At 66.7% G+C, this 17,430-nt stretch carries 16 protein-coding genes; 11 read left to right on the top strand and 5 right to left on the bottom strand.

What is annotated here, in order from left to right; all coding sequences use genetic code 11:
* Nucleotides 1-38: 38 nt before the first annotated feature.
* Nucleotides 39-1,046 (top strand): nitrilase-related carbon-nitrogen hydrolase, encoded by a 1,008-nt coding sequence (locus NF551_RS04040; protein WP_227895277.1) that lies wholly within the window; start codon nucleotides 39-41, stop codon nucleotides 1,044-1,046.
* Here the strand turns inward: NF551_RS04040 and NF551_RS04035 are convergent.
* The 3 genes from NF551_RS04035 to NF551_RS04025 all read right to left on the bottom strand — a co-directional run bounded on the left by NF551_RS04035 (nucleotide 1,043) and on the right by NF551_RS04025 (nucleotide 4,578).
* A complete protein-coding gene (locus tag NF551_RS04035) occupies nucleotides 1,043-2,005 on the bottom strand; it encodes an L-lactate dehydrogenase (protein ID WP_227895278.1) in 963 nt (320 codons plus the stop codon). The genes NF551_RS04040 and NF551_RS04035 overlap by 4 nt on opposite strands.
* 88 nt (nucleotides 2,006-2,093) lie before the next feature.
* Nucleotides 2,094-2,783 (bottom strand): GntR family transcriptional regulator, encoded by a 690-nt coding sequence (locus NF551_RS04030; RefSeq protein ID WP_227895279.1) that lies wholly within the window; start codon nucleotides 2,781-2,783, stop codon nucleotides 2,094-2,096.
* Nucleotides 2,767-4,578 carry a gamma-glutamyltransferase family protein gene (locus tag NF551_RS04025; protein ID WP_227895280.1) on the bottom strand — a complete coding sequence of 604 codons (1,812 nt, stop codon included), beginning with the start codon at nucleotides 4,576-4,578 and terminating at the stop codon, nucleotides 2,767-2,769. The genes NF551_RS04030 and NF551_RS04025 overlap by 17 nt, the downstream gene beginning before the upstream one ends.
* Before the next feature lie 115 nt (nucleotides 4,579-4,693).
* Here NF551_RS04025 and NF551_RS04020 point away from each other — a divergent pair, with 115 nt between their 5' ends.
* The 8 genes from NF551_RS04020 to urtE all read left to right on the top strand — a co-directional run bounded on the left by NF551_RS04020 (nucleotide 4,694) and on the right by urtE (nucleotide 13,128).
* Nucleotides 4,694-5,392, top strand: coding sequence for a YoaK family protein (locus NF551_RS04020; RefSeq protein ID WP_227895281.1), 699 nt, complete (start codon nucleotides 4,694-4,696; stop codon nucleotides 5,390-5,392).
* A 108-nt stretch (nucleotides 5,393-5,500) separates the two neighbouring features.
* A complete protein-coding gene (locus NF551_RS04015; protein WP_227895282.1) occupies nucleotides 5,501-6,040 on the top strand; it encodes a GNAT family N-acetyltransferase in 540 nt (179 codons plus the stop codon).
* Between the two features lie 227 nt (nucleotides 6,041-6,267).
* Nucleotides 6,268-8,004 carry an L-lactate permease gene (locus tag NF551_RS04010; protein ID WP_227895283.1) on the top strand — a complete coding sequence of 579 codons (1,737 nt, stop codon included), beginning with the start codon at nucleotides 6,268-6,270 and terminating at the stop codon, nucleotides 8,002-8,004.
* Nucleotides 8,005-8,194: 190 nt separating this feature from the next.
* Nucleotides 8,195-9,454 (top strand): urea ABC transporter substrate-binding protein, encoded by a 1,260-nt coding sequence (gene urtA / locus NF551_RS04005; protein ID WP_227895284.1) that lies wholly within the window; start codon nucleotides 8,195-8,197, stop codon nucleotides 9,452-9,454.
* 113 nt (nucleotides 9,455-9,567) lie between these two features.
* Nucleotides 9,568-10,452: an urea ABC transporter permease subunit UrtB gene (gene urtB / locus NF551_RS04000; protein WP_227895285.1), complete on the top strand. Its 885-nt coding sequence runs from the start codon at nucleotides 9,568-9,570 to the stop codon at nucleotides 10,450-10,452.
* Complete coding sequence (gene urtC / locus NF551_RS03995) at nucleotides 10,449-11,612, top strand: urea ABC transporter permease subunit UrtC (RefSeq protein ID WP_227895286.1); 1,164 nt, start codon at nucleotides 10,449-10,451, stop codon at nucleotides 11,610-11,612. Before urtB ends, urtC begins: the two co-directional genes overlap by 4 nt.
* Entirely contained in the window at nucleotides 11,609-12,436 is an 828-nt protein-coding gene (urtD, locus tag NF551_RS03990) for an urea ABC transporter ATP-binding protein UrtD (protein WP_227895287.1), read from the top strand. Before urtC ends, urtD begins: the two co-directional genes overlap by 4 nt.
* On the top strand, nucleotides 12,436-13,128 hold the full coding sequence (urtE, locus tag NF551_RS03985) for an urea ABC transporter ATP-binding subunit UrtE (RefSeq protein WP_227895288.1): 693 nt from the start codon (nucleotides 12,436-12,438) through the stop codon (nucleotides 13,126-13,128). Before urtD ends, urtE begins: the two co-directional genes overlap by 1 nt.
* A gap of 6 nt (nucleotides 13,129-13,134) precedes the next feature.
* On the opposite strand, the gene NF551_RS03980 is transcribed toward urtE, so the two are convergent.
* Together NF551_RS03980 and hpaH are read right to left on the bottom strand one after the other, a co-directional pair.
* On the bottom strand, nucleotides 13,135-13,944 hold the full coding sequence (locus tag NF551_RS03980) for an HpcH/HpaI aldolase family protein (protein WP_227895289.1): 810 nt from the start codon (nucleotides 13,942-13,944) through the stop codon (nucleotides 13,135-13,137).
* Nucleotides 13,929-14,714, bottom strand: coding sequence for a 2-oxo-hept-4-ene-1,7-dioate hydratase (gene hpaH, locus NF551_RS03975; RefSeq protein ID WP_227895290.1), 786 nt, complete (start codon nucleotides 14,712-14,714; stop codon nucleotides 13,929-13,931). The genes NF551_RS03980 and hpaH overlap by 16 nt, the downstream gene beginning before the upstream one ends.
* Before the next feature lie 126 nt (nucleotides 14,715-14,840).
* Here hpaH and NF551_RS03970 point away from each other — a divergent pair, with 126 nt between their 5' ends.
* The gene (locus tag NF551_RS03970; protein WP_227895291.1) at nucleotides 14,841-15,899 is read left to right on the top strand and encodes an alpha/beta hydrolase; all 1,059 of its coding nucleotides are present in this window, start codon (nucleotides 14,841-14,843) and stop codon (nucleotides 15,897-15,899) included.
* A 20-nt stretch (nucleotides 15,900-15,919) separates the two neighbouring features.
* Nucleotides 15,920-17,386: a DUF5129 domain-containing protein gene (locus tag NF551_RS03965; RefSeq protein WP_227895292.1), complete on the top strand. Its 1,467-nt coding sequence runs from the start codon at nucleotides 15,920-15,922 to the stop codon at nucleotides 17,384-17,386.
* Nucleotides 17,387-17,430: the final 44 nt, after the last annotated feature.

Below are 17,430 nucleotides of genomic sequence, written 5' to 3'. Positions count from 1 at the left end.
GGCGGGCCGCCCACCCTTCCATCCTCCGGAGGTTTCCCATGATTGAGATCACCCGCACCGGTGCCCTGCGCTCGCCTGCGGCCAAGCGGCCCAGTGCCAGGCCGGCCCTTCGCGTGGGACTCGTGCAGCACCGATGGCAACCTGATCCGGAAGCAGTAAAGGACGAACTGCGCGACGGCATCGCCCGCGCCGCCGACCAGGGGGCCGCCGTCGTCTTCCTGGCCGAGCTGACGCTCTCGCGCTACCCGGCCGACACCTCACCGGACGGACGGCCGGCGGACGTCGCCGAGGACCTCATGTCAGGCCCGACCTTTGCCTTCGCGGCAGAGGCAGCACGCCGGCACGAGGTGTGCGTGCATGCGTCGCTGTACGAGCGGGCGGACGGACCGGACGGTCGCGGGCTGAACACCTCCATCCTGGTTTCTCCCCAGGGGCAGCTGCTGGCGCGTACCCGCAAGCTCCACATCCCGGTCTCCAGCGGGTACTGCGAGAACCTGTACTTCCGTCCCGGTCCGGCGGGTCCGGATGCCTACAAGGTCTACGCCCCCGCGGAGCTCGACGGCGCGAAGCTGGGGATGCCGGCCTGCTGGGACCAGTGGTTCCCGGAATTGGCCCGGATCTATTCCCTGGGCGGCGCGGAGCTGCTGGTATATCCGAGCGCCATCGGCTCCGAGCCGGAGTTCCCGGAGCTGGACACCCAGCCCATGTGGCAGAAGGTGATCACGGGCAACGCCGTCGCCAACGGGCTGTTCATGGTGGTTCCGAACCGCTGGGGCAACGAGGGCAACCTGACGTTCTACGGCTCTTCCTTCATCTGCGATCCGTACGGAAGGGTCCTGGTCGAGGCGCCGCGGAATGAGTCGGCCGTGCTGGTCGCTGACCTGGACCTGGACCAGCGCGGCCACTGGCTCTCCCTCTTTCCGTTCCTGGAGAACCGGCGGCCGGAAACCTATGGAGCGCTCACCGCAGAGACTCCCGGCACAGCGCCGGCTCCCCCAGCGGCTCCAGCTGCCGGCATGTCCGTCGACGCCTGGATTCGAGCCTAGATTCCCAGGGCCGCCAGGTTCTGCTTCAACGTCTCGGCCGAGTCCTGGAGCAGCCCCAGCTCGCGTTCGTCCAACGGCATCTCAAGCATCTTGTACACGCCGCCGGAACCGACGATCGACGGCAGGGACAGCGCAACACCTGAGAGTCCATATTCCCCGCGCAGCAGCGCGGAGACAGGGAGCACGGCATTCTCCGCCTGGAACACGGCCTCAACGATCCGTACCACGGCCAGGCCGATCGCGTAGTTGGTGGCACCCTTTCCCTCGATCACCTTGTAGGCCGCGTTCACGACGTCGTCGGTAATGGCAGCCAGGAAATCGTCCGTGAAGACCTGCCGCCCGCTGATCTTCCAGTCCCGGATCGGAACCGGCCCGATGCTGGCGCTGGACCACACCGGAAACTCGGAGTCTCCGTGTTCGCCGATGATCGTGGCGTGCACACTCGTCATCAGCACATGGGCTGCCCGTGCCAGCAGGAGACGCAGCCGCGACGTGTCGAGGACCGTTCCCGATGAGAAGATCCTGTTGGGCGGCAGGCCGGTGATCTTTTGCGCCGCGACGGTCAGGATGTCACAGGGATTGGTGACCAGGATGTAGACCGCTTCCGGTGCCTGCTCCATGAGCTGCGGCATCAGTGAATCCATGATCCGCACGTTCGCGGCAGCGAGGTCCAGCCTGCTCTGGCCGGGCTTTTGCCGGGCTCCGGCGGTCACCACAATCACGTCGGATTCGGCCAGGGCCTCGATCGCGCCGCCGCCGGTGACCGTGTTGGCTCCGGTGAACTGCGTGCCGTGCGAGAGGTCCAGCCCTTCGGCCTCGGCCCGCTTCCCGTCAAGGTCGTAAATGACGATCGTCCTGGCGGCTTCCTTGATGAGTGCGGCATAGGCGATTGCCGTTCCCACGCTCCCCGCCCCGACTATGCCGAGTTTGGTAACCGGTCTGGTGGTGATGTTGGCCATGACGTGGAGCCTCGCTCACGGTAGGAAGGTACCCCTACTGGAACTATAAGACGGGCCGGAAGGTGATGGAACGCTCCGCTGCGGCGCCTTATGTCCCGGCGCCAAAACGGGCCAGCCAGGACTCCCGGGAGCGGTCGATGTGCCTGGACATCAGCCTTTCCGCCTCGCTTCCGTTTCCGGCGTCCACCGCTGCCAGGATTCGGCGGTGCTCCGGCCAGGACTCCTTGCCCCGGACACCCACATCCGCCGTATACAGCCATTCGATTTTCCCGGCAAGCTGCCGCAGCAGCGCCTGCAGGGATGCGCTGCCCGCCAATTCGGCGACGCCCAGGTGGAAGGCGGCGTTGAGTTCGGCAAGGTCCTGCAGCTCGCCGCCCGCCAGCGCCGCATCTCCGGCGGCGACGATCTCACCGATCCGCCGCCTGGCCTCCCACCACGCGGTGTCCGGTGTGCCGGATGCTGCCTGGCGCGCAGCCCGCTCCGCCGCCCGCCGCGCCGTCGCCGCCTCCACCACTGCCCGCACCGCAAAGAGGTCTCCGGCTTCCTCCGGTTCGAGCCGCGCGACGCGGGAACCCGCATAGGGTCTGGATTCAACGAAACCTTCAGCGGCAAGCACACGCAGGGCTTCCCGCACCGGAACACGCGAACTCCCGTATCTTTCCGCCAGGGCGGCTTCAGTGATTTTCGCTCCCTGCGGGAGTTTCCCGCGGATGATGTCCCGGCGGATGAGGATGCGAAGTGCCGGCGCCTGGCTGCCGCCCTTAGCGGCCGGCGGCATAGCCCTGCGCCCCGCGCGGATTCGCGGCTGCCATCAGAACGCCGGTTTCCGGATCCCGCACGACGGCGGAGAGCCGTCCCAGCGACCAGTCCCCCGCGCGCGTGATGACGTGGCCGCGTTCGGCGAGCGCGGCAATCGTCTCCTCGCCCAGCCGGTCCTCGACCACCGCACCCGCCGGGGTCCAGGTCCGCGGCCAGAACGATCCGGGGAAGGCCGTGGTGTGGAACGCCGGAGCATCGATGGCCTGCTGCGGCGTGTAGCCGCCAACGATCGTGCGCAGCAGGTAGAGCAGCTGCCACTGGTCCTGCTGGTCTCCGCCCGGCGACCCAAGCGCAGCCACCGGCGCCCCGTCCTTCAGGACCAGGGTTGGGGTGAGCGTGGTCCGCGGACGCTTGCCGGGCTGCAGGGTGGAAGGCCCGCCGTCCTCCAGCCAGGTCATTTGCAGCCGGGTACCAAGGCAGAACCCCAGTTCCGGGATCGTCGGAGAGGACTGGAGCCAGCCTCCGGAGGGCGTCACGGAGACCATGTTGCCCCAGCGGTCCACCACGTCCACATGGCAGGTATCTCCCCGTGTTTCCCCTGTTGCCGAGACCGTCGGTTCCCCGGTTCCGGCAGCGGTTCCGTTTGCCCCGGCCAGCGCCGGCGGCACGTAGTCGGTGCGCAGCGGCGGCGAGAACGGGCTGTGCCCGGGAACGGACCCCGGACGGAACTCCGCAGAAGCCTTGTCTGTGATGAGCTCCCGGCGGATTGCGGCGTACTCCTTGCTCAGCAGGTAGGCCAGCGGAACCTCGCTGTCGCCGTAGTAGGCCTCCCGGTCGGCGATGGCCAGCTTCTGGGCTTCAAGGATGGTGTGCACGCCCCGTTCCGTGGAAGGGTCCAGGTCCTCGTCCTCGAACCCGTCCAGGATGGCGAGGGTCTGCAGCAGGGCCGGGCCCTGGCCCCAGGGGCCGGTCTTGGCGATGGTGTACCCGCGGAAGTCGAACGTCACAGCCGGTTCGTACCCCGCCTGGGATGCGGCGAAGTCCGCCTCCGCCAGGACGCCGGCATGGTCCGTCCCCGAGGAATGCCTGTGCGGCTGGGAGGCGAAGGCTGCGGCTGCCTTGGCGACGAACCCTTCGCTCCATTCGCGCCGGGCCGCTTCAATGCGCTCGGTGCGTGTCGCAAGCCCCTCCCCTGCTGCTGCAAGCCGGTGCAGCACGGCTGCATACGCGGGATTGGCCACCAGTTCGCCTTCGGCCGGCGGCCTGCCCTGCGGCATCCACAGCTGCGCCGAGGTTGGCCAGTGCTCGGTGAAGAGTTCGGCAACCGCTCCGATGGTCCTGCCCACCTGGGCCAGCACGGGGTGCCCGTCCCTGGCGTAGCCCGCCGCATACTCCAAGACAGCGGAGAGTTCCCAGGTTCCGTGGTCGCGGAGCAGGATGAGCCAGGCGTCGACGGCGGCCGGGACTGCCGCGGCAAGGGCACCTGATCCCGGAACGAGCTCGAGGCCAACGGAAAGGTAATGTTCGCGGGTTGCTGCCGCCGGGGCAGGGCCCTGTCCCATCAGGACAACAGGCTCGGCCGGATTGGCAGCCGTGGCAAAGACCCCGGTCAGGTCCCCGCCCGGTCCGTTCAGGTGCGGCTCGACGACGTGGAGGACAAAGCCGGCGGCAGCAGCGGCGTCGAAAGCGTTCCCGCCGCGCTCCAGCACGGACTGTGCGGCGGCCGTGGCCAGCCAGTGGGTGGAAGCGCTCATCCCAAACGTGCCTTTCAGCGTGGGCCGGGTAGTGAACGGTTCGGGGGCTGTGAAAGGCATGGGACCGCTTTCCGTCTGTCTGGGTGAGCCGGGGCTGCCACGAGATTGGATACAAAACCCGGCATCTGGGCAGCTTCGTATACATTAGGCTCCGTCGCCGATGAAAGGGAAGCCCGTGAAACGCCTAAACGCCGTGCCTACGGAGCGCATCCACCTGTGGTTGATGCTCTCGCTGACCTTCTCCACCGGCGTGATCGACGCCGTCGGCTACCTGGGCCTGGACAACGTCTTCACCGGGAACATGACCGGCAATGTAGTGCTGCTGGGCATGGCCTTTGCCGGCGGGACAGGGCTGCCGGTCCTCCGTCCCGCACTGGCACTGGTGTTCTTTATGCTCGGCGCGGCCCTGGCCGGGCGGATGCTGCGTCGGGGGCCGGAAGGATGGTCCGGGCGGATATCGGCGGCACTGATGATCGTGGCGTCCGGAATCACCGGCCTCGCTGTGTTTACCGCTGTGGTGGACGTGCAGGCGAATGACGTCCTGGGCAGCATCACAACCTCTTCCATGGCGACGCTGATGGGCATCCAGGCGGCCACCGCCAAACGGCTGAAGGTCGCTGAAGTCACCACCGTCGTCGTCACCTCAACGATCACCGGGCTGGCCTCGGATTCGCGGCTGGCCGGCGGGGACAGCACGTTCTGGGCCCGCCGTGCCCTGGCGATCTCCCTGATCATGGCCGGAGCCGTAGCCGGTGCCGCTGCCCTGCACGTTGGCCTCTGGCTGGGCCTGGCCCTGTCTGCCGTGATTTCGACGGCGGTGGCCGTGTTCGGCTACGTCCGGCACCACCGCGAGCTTCGTACCCTCCCCTCCTAACCCCACGAGGCAGCAGAAACTGCCCGAACAGGGCCTCTAAAGAGCAGTTTCTGCCATCTCGGTGAAGGCACGCTGCCACAGCGGGCACGCGGGATTACAGTAGTCCCCATGCTGGAGCAGAATGCCAGGGACTGGTCTCCCGTCAGCACCCAGCGCCTGCTGCTTCGCAGGCCGCTGGCACAGGACGAGGAAGCCGCCGTTGACCTGCACACGGATCCACGCACCAACGTCCACCACCCGGTGCCGGCGAGCGTCACCCGGGCTTCCTCGGCGCGGACCTTCCACGAGATCCGGCAGCACTGGTACCGCCACGGCTTCGGGGTCTGGGTGGTGGTGGACCCCGCCGAACCGGAAAACCTCATTGGCTTCACCGGCGTCTCCCACCGCATTATCCGCGGACGCCCGGCGCTGAACCTCTACTACCGCTACCGCCCCGAGGTCTGGGGGCAGGGGCTGGCAACCGAGGGCGCACTCGTGGCTGTCCAAATGGCGGAGAGCCTCCTGCCCGGCCTGCCCGTGGTCGCCTACACATCCGTGGACAACATTGGATCCCAGCGCACCGCCTTGGCCGCCGGCCTGGAACGCCGGGAGGACCTGGATGTGGACCGCGGCGCCTATCTGGACCTGTACCTGGCCAAGGGCTGGTAGTTCAGCGAAAGCGGCAGCACGGCCGAACTTCCCCGCCGAACCGCCGGCACCGCAAAATTGTCCTTCCACGCGGAAAAGCGGCCCGCTGGACTGCCGAACGTCCTTCACCGGCCTACTCTGGAAACACCGGCTTTTTCCGTTCCGCTGCCGCGCTCGGCCTCCGTTTTCCGCCGGTCCAGCCATTCACGGCCGGCCGCCAACGGAAGCCCCGGGTATGGAGGGCTCTCATGGAAAGCTTCACCCCCAGCACGGATCCCATCGGCCAGAGCGTGGCGCTTTCCGCCCTGCTGGCGCTGGTTCCGCTCCTTGTCTTCTTCCTCCTGCTGGCCTTTGCAAAGACCAAGGCCTACGTGGCAGGGGCGTGCGCACTGCTCGCGGCACTGGTGATCGCCGTCGTGGGGTTCGGCATGCCTGCCGGACTGGCCCTGCTTTCTGCCACCCAGGGGGCAGCATTCGGCTTGTTCCCGGTGGTGTGGATCATCGTGATGGCTGTCTGGCTTTACGAGGTCACGGTGCGCAGCGGCCGGTTCGAAGACCTCCGCCGGGTATTCGACGCCGTGGGCGGCGGTGACCTGCGGGTCCAGGCCATCCTGGTGGCGTTCTGTTTTGGCGGACTCCTTGAGGCGCTGGCCGGGTTCGGTGCGCCGGTTGCCATCACCGTGACCATGCTGCTGGCGCTCGGAATCGCACCGGTCCGCGCGGCCACCGCCGTGCTGATCGCCAATACGGCTCCGGTCGCCTTCGGCGCACTCGCCATTCCCATCACGACGGCCGCGAACCTGACCAGTTACTCGGGCGAGGAACTCGCCGCCGTCGTCGGCCGCCAGACACCGCTGCTGGCCTTCGTCATCCCGGTGATCCTGCTTTTCATCCTCGACGGGCGGCGCGGGGTGCGGGACTGCTGGCCGGTGGCCCTGTTCACCGGCGTCGTCTTCTCCGTGGTGCAGTTCCTGTGCTCCAACTACTTTTCCTACGAGCTCACGGACATCGTTTCCTCGCTGGTGGCGATGGTTGCCGCCGTCGGCTTCCTGCGGTTCTGGCATCCGTCCGGCGGGCACGAAGCAGCGCGCCGCATGGAGGGCGAGCTGGCGACCGCCCGCGCGGGCGGCTGGACATCGGCCGGCGGCGGAGAAACCGACATCGGCAGCGCGGCGACCGACACTGCCCAGGACCGCCTGACGCCGTCGCGAGCCTGGATGGCACTGTTCCCCTACATTCTGGTGATCCTCATCTTCGGGATTGTGAACCTGTGGACCCTGGGAATAGATATTCCCGCGGCCCTGGCCAAAACGAGCATCGAGATCCCCTGGCCGTGGCTGCATGAGGCACTGCTGGATGCCAACGGCCAGCCCCAGTCCTCAACGGTCTACAACTTCGAGTGGCTGATCAGCCCCGGGACCTTGCTGCTGATCAGCGGCTTGATTGTGGCGGTGGTCTACTCCCGGTTTGATGACGGCGGGCGCTACCGGCTCACCGTTGGCGGTGCGGTGCAGGAGATCTGGCTGACTGCCAAGCGGCTGCGGTCCGCAGCGCTGACCATCGTACTGGTCCTGGCGCTGGCGTACGTCATGAACTTTTCCGGACAGACCATTTCGATCGGCACCTGGCTGGCGGCGACGGGCGCGTTCTTCGCCTTCCTCTCCCCCGTGCTGGGCTGGATCGGGACGGCCGTCACGGGATCGGACACTTCTGCCAACGCGCTGTTCGCCAAACTGCAGGAGACCGCCGGTGCCGCAGCCGGGCTGGACCCGAAACTCATGGTCGCCGCGAATACCGGCGGCGGTGTGATGGGCAAGCTCATTTCGCCGCAGAACCTGGCCATCGCCGCCGCTGCTGTGAACATGAGCGGGCAGGAATCCGTCCTGTTCCGAAAGGTCTTCGGCTGGAGCGTCGGGCTGCTGCTGGTGCTCTGCGTGATCGTCTTCCTGCAGTCCACTCCGGTTCTCGGCTGGATGATCCCCTAGCAGTTTCCTGCCTTCCCGGCCGTGTGGGAGCGGCTGCTGAAACGCTGCCGAAACGATGGCCAGGAAACGAAATAACTCCGAAACCCGGGCGCCGGAAACCCGAAACATGGTTCCCATAAGTTGATGCTGCATAAGCCGTCCAACCGTCTGCGCTGCTGGTACAGCGCAGCATCAACGAAACAGGTGCTCCGTGAAATCGATTGCGCTCCAACGAGCTTTGATCCCGTTTGCAGCTGCGGCCGTGGTGGCGACCATGTCCGGCTGCGGTTCCCAGATCAGCGAATCCGAAGCCGACACCGGAAGCAGCAGTGCCGCGTCCTGCGTGGACACCTCCGGTGACAGCGTCAAGATCGGGTTCCTGAACTCGCTGTCGGGAACCATGGCAATCTCCGAAAGCACCGTTTTCGATTCCCTGTCCCTGGCAGCCGAGGAAATCAACGCCGACGGCGGCGTCCTGGGCAAGCAGCTGGAAGTCATCAGTGAAGACGGCGCGTCCGAACCGACCAAGTTCGCTGAGCGGGCAGCCAAGCTGATCCAGCAGGACTGCACCGCAGCAGTGTTCGGTGGCTGGACCTCATCCTCCCGCAAAGCGATGCTCCCGGTGTTCGAATCCAACGACGCCCTGCTCTTCTACCCCGTGCAGTACGAGGGCCTGGAGTCCTCCGACAACATCTTCTACACCGGTGCCACGACCAACCAGCAGATCATCCCGGCCCTGGACTACCTGGCCGAGCAGGGCACCAAGACCTTGTTCCTGATCGGCAGCGACTACGTCTTCCCCCGCACCGCCAACAAGATCATCAACGCCTACGCCGAGGCCCACGGCATGGAGATCGTCGGGGAGGAATACACGCCGCTGGGTTCCACCGAATTCTCCACGATCGTCAACAAGGTCCGGGACTCGGGCGCTGACGCAGTCTTCAACACCCTCAATGGCGACTCCAACGTGGCCTTCTTCCGCCAGTACACCTCCGTGGGCCTGAGCGCCGGCACCATGCCCGTGGTCTCGGTGTCCATCGCCGAAGAAGAGGTTCCCGGCATCGGCTTGGAGAACGTCGAAGGCCAGCTCACTGCCTGGGATTACTACCAGACCCTCGACACGCCGGAAAACCAGGCCTTCGTTGCGGCGTTCAAGGAGAAGTACGGCCAGGACCGCGTGACCAGCGACCCGATGGAAGCGGCCTACACCTCCCTGTACCTCTGGAAGGCCATGGTCGAGAAGGCCGGATCCTTCGACGTGGACAAGGTCCAGGACGCGGCCGACGGCGTGAGTTTCGAAGCGCCCGAAGGCACCGTGACGGTCAACGGTGAAAACAACCACATCACCAAGACCCCCCGGATCGGCAAAATCACCTCCGACGGGCTCATCGAGACGGTCTGGGAAGCTCCCGAGGCCGTGGAACCGGACCCGTACCTGGACAGCTACGACTGGGCTGCCGGCCTCTCCTAAAGCCGGCAACAGGCCCGGCCCGTCGTCCGGGACGGGCCTGTTGCGCCAGCGGGACCGCAGCCGCGCGTCCCTACCCTGCATCACCGCTCATTCCCCGCGAAAGGTCCACCGGAATGGAACTGCTAATCGGACAGATGTTCGCCGGGCTCAGCCTCGGGTCGGTGCTTCTGCTCGCCGCCCTGGGCCTGTCCCTGACGTTCGGCCAAATGGGCGTCATCAACATGGCGCACGGCGAATTCATCATGGCGGGCGCCTACACCGCATTTGTGGTGCAGAAGGCCATCGCCGACGCCGGTGCCTCCCTGCTGGTCTCCCTTCCGGTGGCCTTCGTGGTGGGTGGAACGATGGGCCTGGTCCTGGAAGGGCTGCTGCTCAAACGGATGTACCACCGGCCGCTGGACACCTTGCTGGTGACCTTCGGCGTCGCACTGATCCTGCAGCAGGCAGCCCGTGACATCTTCGGCGCACCCAGCGTCGACGTCCGGGTTCCGGCCTGGCTGCAGGGCAACGTGGAACTGTTTGGAACGCCGATCCCGCTGACCCGCCTGTTCATCCTGGGGCTGGCGCTGGCCTGCCTGGCCGCACTGGCGCTGCTGCTCAAGGCAACTCCGCTCGGCCGCCGGATCCGCGCCGTCGTCGTCAACCGGGACCTTGCCGAATCCAGCGGCATCTCCTCCCGCCGCACCGACCAGCTGACGTTCTTCATCGGCTCCGGCCTGGCCGGCATCGCCGGCGTGGCAGTATCGCTGATCGGCTCCACCAGCCCCTACCTCGGCCCGAACTACATTGTGGACGCATTCCTGGTAGTCGTGGCCGGCGGCATCGGCCAGATCAAGGGAGCCGCAATCGCAGCCTTCACCCTTGGGGTCCTGCAGTCCGTGTTCGAGTTCTCCACCACTGCCAGCATCGGCAAGGTCCTGATCCTGGTGGCCGTGGTCATCTTCCTGCAGCTGCGGCCGCAGGGCATCTTCACCCTCAAGACGAGGAGCCTGGCATGAGTGCAGCTACCACCCGGATCACATCCTTCTTCTCTTCCCGGGCCGGGGTCCTCTCCGGTTTCGGCTTCGCGGCGGTCCTGCTGCTCGGCGTCGTGCCGGCCGTCCTGCCGGTGTTCAGCCTCTCCCTCTTCGGGAAGTTCATCTGTTTCGCCATTGTCGCCGTCGGCATTGGCCTTGCCTGGGGCCGCGGCGGGATGCTCACCCTGGGACAGGGCGTGTTCTTCGGGCTGGGCGCCTACATCATGGCCATGCACATGAAACTCGCTGATGCTGCGCTCTTCGGCGGCACCGGTGTCCCTGACTTCATGACCCTTTACGGGACCGGCTCCGTCCCCGGCTGGTGGGAGCCGTTCCGCAGTCCGCTGGTGACGCTCCTCGCGGTGGTCCTCGTCCCCGGCTTCGTGGCGACGGTCCTGGGCCTGGCGATCTTCAAGCGCCGGGTCAAGGGCGCCTACTTCGCCATCCTCAGCCAGGCCCTCGCGGCGGCGTTCGCGGTCTGGCTGATTGGCCAGCAGGCGACGACCGGCGGTTCCAATGGCCTCAGCGGCTTCCGTTCCTTCCTGGGCTTCGACCTCTCCGACCCCGCCAACAAGCGCATGCTCTACCTGCTCGCCGCGGTCGTCCTGCTGCTCTGCGTGGCCGTGGCCCGGCAGCTGATGCACAGCCGGTTCGGTGAACTGCTCATCGCCGTCCGGGACCAGGAAGAACGGGTCCGGTTCCTGGGATACGATCCGGCGACCATCAAGACCGTCATCTACGTCATCGCCGCTGTGATGGCGGGGATCGCAGGAGCGCTGTTCGTGCCGATCGTAGGCATCATTTCACCGGCAGACGTGGGAGTCGCGCCGTCGATCGCCTTCCTGATCGGAGTCGCGATCGGCGGACGGGCCACCCTGCTCGGGCCCGTGCTCGGCGCGCTGGGCGTCGCCATTGCGCAGTCCTCCCTGGCCTCCTCCTTCCCGTCCTTCTGGGTGTACTTCCAAGGACTGCTCTTTGTCCTGGTGGTCGGGTTCCTTCCCGGCGGGCTCGCATCGCTGCCGGCACTCTTCGGCCGGCTCCGCAAGAAGCGCGCAACCAGCGACGGCGGCACAGCCGCCGCGGCAAGTGCCTCACCGCCCACGGCTCCCACGCCGGCTACCCCTTTGGAGCTCCGCGCATGAAGACAGCACCAGCACCCCAGACGACCGCCCAGCCGCTGCTTCCCGAGGGCGAACCCCAGCCCGGGGGCCGGCGCAGCGGGCGGCCGCAGTACCTGGAAATCCGGGACCTGCGCGTCGTATTCGACGGTTTCACCGCCGTCGACGGCGTCAGCCTGGACGTAACGCAGGGCGACCTCCGCTTCCTGATCGGTCCCAACGGCGCAGGCAAAACGACGATCATCGACGCCATCACCGGCCTGGTTCCCGCCACCGGATCCGTGAACCACACCGGAACAGAGATCCTTGGCCGCAAGGTCCACCAGATCGCCAAGCTCGGTGTTGGCCGTACCTTCCAGACCGCCAGCGTCTTCGAGAACCTTTCCGTGCTGCAGAACCTGGACATTGCCGCCGGATCCGGGCGCAAGCCGCTGCAGCTGCTGCGCCGCCGCCGCGGGGTGGAGCCCGCCATCGAAGAGGCGCTGGAAATCATCGGCATGGAGCACCTGGCCGGTACCCAGGCCGGCACTCTGGCCCACGGACAGAAGCAGTGGCTGGAGATCGGCATGCTGCTGGTCCAGAACTCGGACCTGCTCCTGCTGGACGAACCCATTGCCGGTATGAGCCAGGACGAGCGCGAGCAGACCGGTGAGCTGCTGCGCCGCATCGGCGCCAGCCGCATCACCCTGGTGATCGAGCATGACATGGACTTTGTCCGCGAGTACGCCACGTCGGTGACGGTGCTGGCCGGGGGCAGGGTTCTCAGCGAGGGCAGCGTTGCCGAGGTCCAGGCCGACCCGCGGGTACAGGAAGTCTATTTGGGCGCTTCGCCCGCGAAGGGACACTAATGCTGGAAGTCAAGGAGCTCAAAGCCGGGTACGGACGCACCGAAGTCCTGCACGGGGTCAGCCTCACCATCCCGGACGAATCCGTGGCAGCGGTCCTGGGCCACAACGGCGCGGGCAAGACCACCCTGGTGCGCGCCGTCGTCGGCATCATTAAACCGACAGCGGGATCCATCCTTTTCAACGGCGAGGACATTTCCCGGCTGCGCCCGCACCAGCGGGTGGCACGCGGGCTGGCGTACGTTCCGCAGGGCCAGCAGTCCTTCGGACCGCTGACCACGCTGGAGAACCTGCGGCTCGTGGCGGACGGGCGCAGGCGCGGTGCTGCCCTGCTCGACGAAGCGCTGGACATGTTCCCGGCCCTGAAGCCGCTGCTTTCCCGGCGGGCAGGACTGCTTTCGGGCGGCCAGCGCCAGCAGCTCGCCATTGCCCGGGCGCTGATCACCGAACCGTCACTGCTGATCCTGGACGAACCGACGGAGGGGATCCAGCCCAACGTCGTTGCCGAAATCGAGCAGACCATCATGAAACTGGCGGCCCGGCCCGGAATGCACGTCCTGCTGGTGGAACAGCACATCGGCTTTGCGCTGCAGGCAGCCCATGCCTATTCCGTGCTCGCCGCCGGACGGGTCAGTTCCTCCGGCGACGGCGGTACCGGAGCTGCCGAATCTGTCCGCTCGGCAATGCTGATCTAGCCGCTGCTAGTAACTGGCGGGAGCGGCGCCGTCCTCTCCGGAAGGAAGGTATTTCGCCGCAAGCGCTTCGGAGGCACGGGCGAGCAGGGCGACGTCGGCCCCGACCAGGATGAAGTCCACCCCGGCGTCGAGGTACCGGCGCGCGGTGGCCTCGGCGAAGGCGTTCACGCCGACCGGCACGCCCAGGTCCTTGGCCACGGCGATGCAGCGCTCGACGGCGGCAACCACCTCCGGATGCTCCTGCTGGCCGAGGTAGCCCATGGAGGCTGCAAGGTCCGAGGGGCCGATGAAGATCCCGTCCACGCCGTCGGTCCCGGCGATTTCAGCGACATTGGCAACGGCCTGCGCAGTCTCCACCTGGACCAGCAGCGTGATCGTTTCATCGGCGCGGCCCAGGTAGCCTTCCACCCGGTTCCAGCGCGCAGCACGGGCCAGGGCGCTGCCCACTCCCCGCACCCCGTGGGGCGGGTAGCGGACGGCGGCGACGGCGGCGGCGGCCTGGCCGGCGTCGTCCACCATCGGGATCAGCAGGTTCTGCGCGCCGAGGTCCAGGTACTGCTTGATGAGCACCGTGTCATTGGCCGGCAGCCGCACTACCGGCTGGATCGGGTACCCGGCCGCCACCTGCAGCTGGACACTGATCGATTCCAGGCTGTTGGTACTGTGCTCGCCGTCGATCAGCAGCCAGTCGAGCCCGGAACCGGCGCAGATCTCGGTCACCAGCGGATTGCCCGTGCAGGCCCACATGCCCACACGGGCACGGCCGGAGCCCAGTCCTTCCTTGAACGGGGCGGGGAGTCCTACTCGAAACGGCATGTCACCGCCCCCAGCTGTCCGTAATCGGCATGGACGGTATCTCCCTTGTGGACCCACATGGGCCGTGTGAAGGACCCGGCGAGGATGATCTCTCCGGCTTCAAGGGTGGTTCCATGGGCCGCGAGCTTATTGGCAAGCCAGTAGACACCCGCGGCGGGATGGTTCAGCACACCTGCGGCGACGCCGGTCTCCTCGATGGTCTGGTTCTTGTACAGCAGCGCAGCGACCCAGCGCAGGTCGACGTCGGTCACCTTGACGGGGCGTCCGCCCACCACCATCGCGCCCATGGCGGCGTTGTCGGAGATGGTATCCACGATCGTCCGGCCTTCCATCTCGATGCGGGAATCCAGGATCTCCAGGGCGGGAACCACATAGTCGGTGGCATCCAGCACGTCGAAGATGGAGCAGTTGGGTCCGGAGAGCGGCTTGCCCAGCACAAACGCCAGTTCCACCTCGATCCGCGGGTGCGTGTAGGCATCCCACTGCACGGTGCAGCCGTTTTCCAGGACCATGTTGTCGAAGATGACGCCGTAGTCGGGCTCGGTGATGCCGGTGGCTGCCTGCATCGCTTTTGAGGTCAGGCCGATTTTCCGGCCCACCAGCTTCCGCCCGCTCTCCTGCATGCGCTGGCTCCAGATGTTCTGGACGGCATAGGAGTCCTCTACGGTCATGTCCGGGTACCGCGTGGTCAGCCGCGGCACCGGCGTGCGGCTGGCGCCGGCAGCCACCAGTTCGTCGGCGATCTTCTCTATGGTTTCCTTCTCGAGCACGTAGCTGCACCACTTTCGGGGAAAACGCTGGCCCGCTCCTTGGCGGCTTCTTCAGGATTGTATATGATCCATGACACATTTCCTCCGAAAATGATGCCGGAAGTCCTGTCCAACTAGGCTGGAGCTATGTCCACTTCCCGCGTCCGCCGCCCGCGGCTCCTTCCCCTGGCCGCCGCATCGGCGACGGCGGCACTGCTGCTTTCACCATGGCCGGCAGCCCTCCTGATCCGGGCAGTCTTCTACCGCGGGGCGCAGCAGCTTGTGGCCCAAATGGCCCCGTACTCCCCGGAGGTCACCGAACACCGGGGACTGAAATACCAGAACGGCGGCACCCGGCGCCTGGACATCTACTTGCCTCCCGGCCAGACGGGACCGGTCCCCGTAGTGTTCTGGGTTCACGGCGGAGCCTGGATTTCCGGGTCCCGGCGGGACGTCGCCCCCTACCTGCGCATGCTGGCGGCCCGTGGCTTCGCCGCCGTCGGCGTCGACTACCAAGTCGCCCCCGGTGCCCGCTACCCCCAGGCGCTGAACCAGCTCGATGATGCGCTCTGCTTCCTGCAGGAGCACGCAGGCAAGTACGGACTGGATATGTCCCGAGTTGTTCTCGCGGGCGATTCCGCCGGCGCCCAGCTCGCCGCCCAGCTGGCGGCGGCAGTGTCTTCCCCCGGCTACGCCGCCGCCGCGGGCCTCTCCCCCACCCTGGCCCGCAGGCAGCTGCGCGGAGCGGTACTGCACTGCGGTGTCTACGATCTCGAGGCCATGTCTGAGTTGAGCGGAATCCTTGGGTGGGGCTTCCGCACCGCCCTCTGGGCATACACCGGCACCCGGAACTTCGCCCGGACGAAGGTTGCCGACCACATGTCCGTGCTGGCGCACGCGACGCCTGAATTTCCGCCGGTCTTCATCTGCGGCGGAAACGGCGACGGCCTCACCCTCACACAGTCCGTTCCCTTCGCGAACCGTCTGGAGTCCCTGGGCGTTCCGGTGACCCGGAAGTTCTGGTCCGACGATCTCTCCCCTGCCCTGCCGCACGAAGCCCAGTTCCAGTTTTCCCGGCCGGAAGCGCGTGCCGTGCTGGAAGATACCCAGGTGTTCCTGCATTCTGTGCTGGGGCAGGATGCAGTACTGCCCGGCATGTCCAGCGCACGCCCGGCGGCCGATCCCCTCCCCCGACCGTCCACGTAGCCAACCTTCCGTGAGGACCCATGCACCGTTTCCTGCTGCTCGCCCTGACCGTGCTGCTGGCGTTGGCGGTGCCTGCTGCGCCGGCTGCCGCCGTCGCACCGGATGACATCGTGGTGGATGACACCGCCGGAGTCCTCGACCTCAACACGCTCCTGCCCGCCCTCGAAGAGGTCAACTTCCGCTCCCCCACGACAGTGGCGATCTACACCTTCCGCAGTGAGCCGGGACGGGAGTTCGACGACGGCGACACGTTCATGAATGAGGAAACGCTCCGTTATGCCCGGGAAGAGCATCCGGAGTGGATCAGCGCCGACGGGCAGAAGTGGGCGGATGGTTTATTCATCTTCTCCCTGGACCCCGAGGGCCGGTGGATCGGAACGTACTTCGGCGAAGACCGGAAGGTGGACAGCGGAGTAGCCGAGGACATCCGGGAGGAAGCCGGTGAATACTTCGCCGACGCCCAGTGGACCGACGGCACTATTGCCGGCGTGGAGGAAGCTGCGAAGCTCATTAACCGGCCCTGGTACCTGAACCCTGCCCTATGGGTCCTGGCCGGAGGCGTCGTGTTCGTGGCAGCTGCCGTCTGGTATGCGGTCATCGCGACGCGGCGGAAGCGGCTTGCAGCCAACCGGAAACTGATCGCCGCAGCCGAGCGCTCCTACTCCAGCGTGAGCATGGACCTGGACGCTACCGAGGTCAACGCCCGGACCATCCCGGACAGTTCCACCTACGGGGCACGGGTACTGGAGGAATACCGCACGTTCATGGTGCGCTACAACACCGCCACTGAGCTGGGAAACCATGTCCGCACACTGTCGGAAAAAGACCTGCGCCGCCGCAGCAGCACCAAGCCGGTGGAGGAGTTTGCCGAACTTACCTCCGCCCTTGACGGCCTTGACGACGTCATTGCCGATACGAATACCCTGCTGAACATGGCCCCGGGATGGCAGGCTGCCTGGGACCGGCAGGCCGCACCGCTGCTGGAGGAACTCGACAAACTGGACGGCCTCTTCGAGGAGGACAAGACCGCAATGGACTCGACCACCGCCGCTGCGCTCCTCGCGTTCCGGACCCAGTGCCGCCGCCGGATCCAGACAACAGCGGCCGGACTGGCAGAGGAGTCCCTCACGCCCGAGCAGGCCCTGGACATCCTCCACGACGCCGGTACCGAACTGGCCGCTCTCCTGAAGAACCACTCCGAGACCGTGATCGCACAGGCAGCCGAGGACGACGCCGAGCGCGAGCTCATGCGGGAGGCGCTGGAGGAGTCCCGTGACCGCCCCCGCCGCTACCGGGACGGATACCGGCCCAGCATCCTGGATACGGCCTACCCGAACTACCTCTGGACCGTCAGCGCGTTCAGCTCCGGCGTTTCCTCCGGCAGCAGCAGCATCGAGTCGGCCCGGAGTGCTGCGTCCGGGTCCTCCAGCGGCTACGGCGCAAGCGGCGGCAGCTTCAGCGGATCCGGCGGTTCGTCCCGCTTCTAGGAGTTTCGTGGACACCCGGCGCCCGGGCTGGCTAGGGTGTTCCG

Source organism: Arthrobacter caoxuetaonis, from assembly GCF_023921125.1.
Taxonomy (GTDB): Bacteria; Actinomycetota; Actinomycetes; order Actinomycetales; family Micrococcaceae; genus Arthrobacter_B; species Arthrobacter_B caoxuetaonis.
Note: the sequence above shows the minus strand (reverse complement) of the source record. Positions and strands in the feature narration are given on the sequence as shown.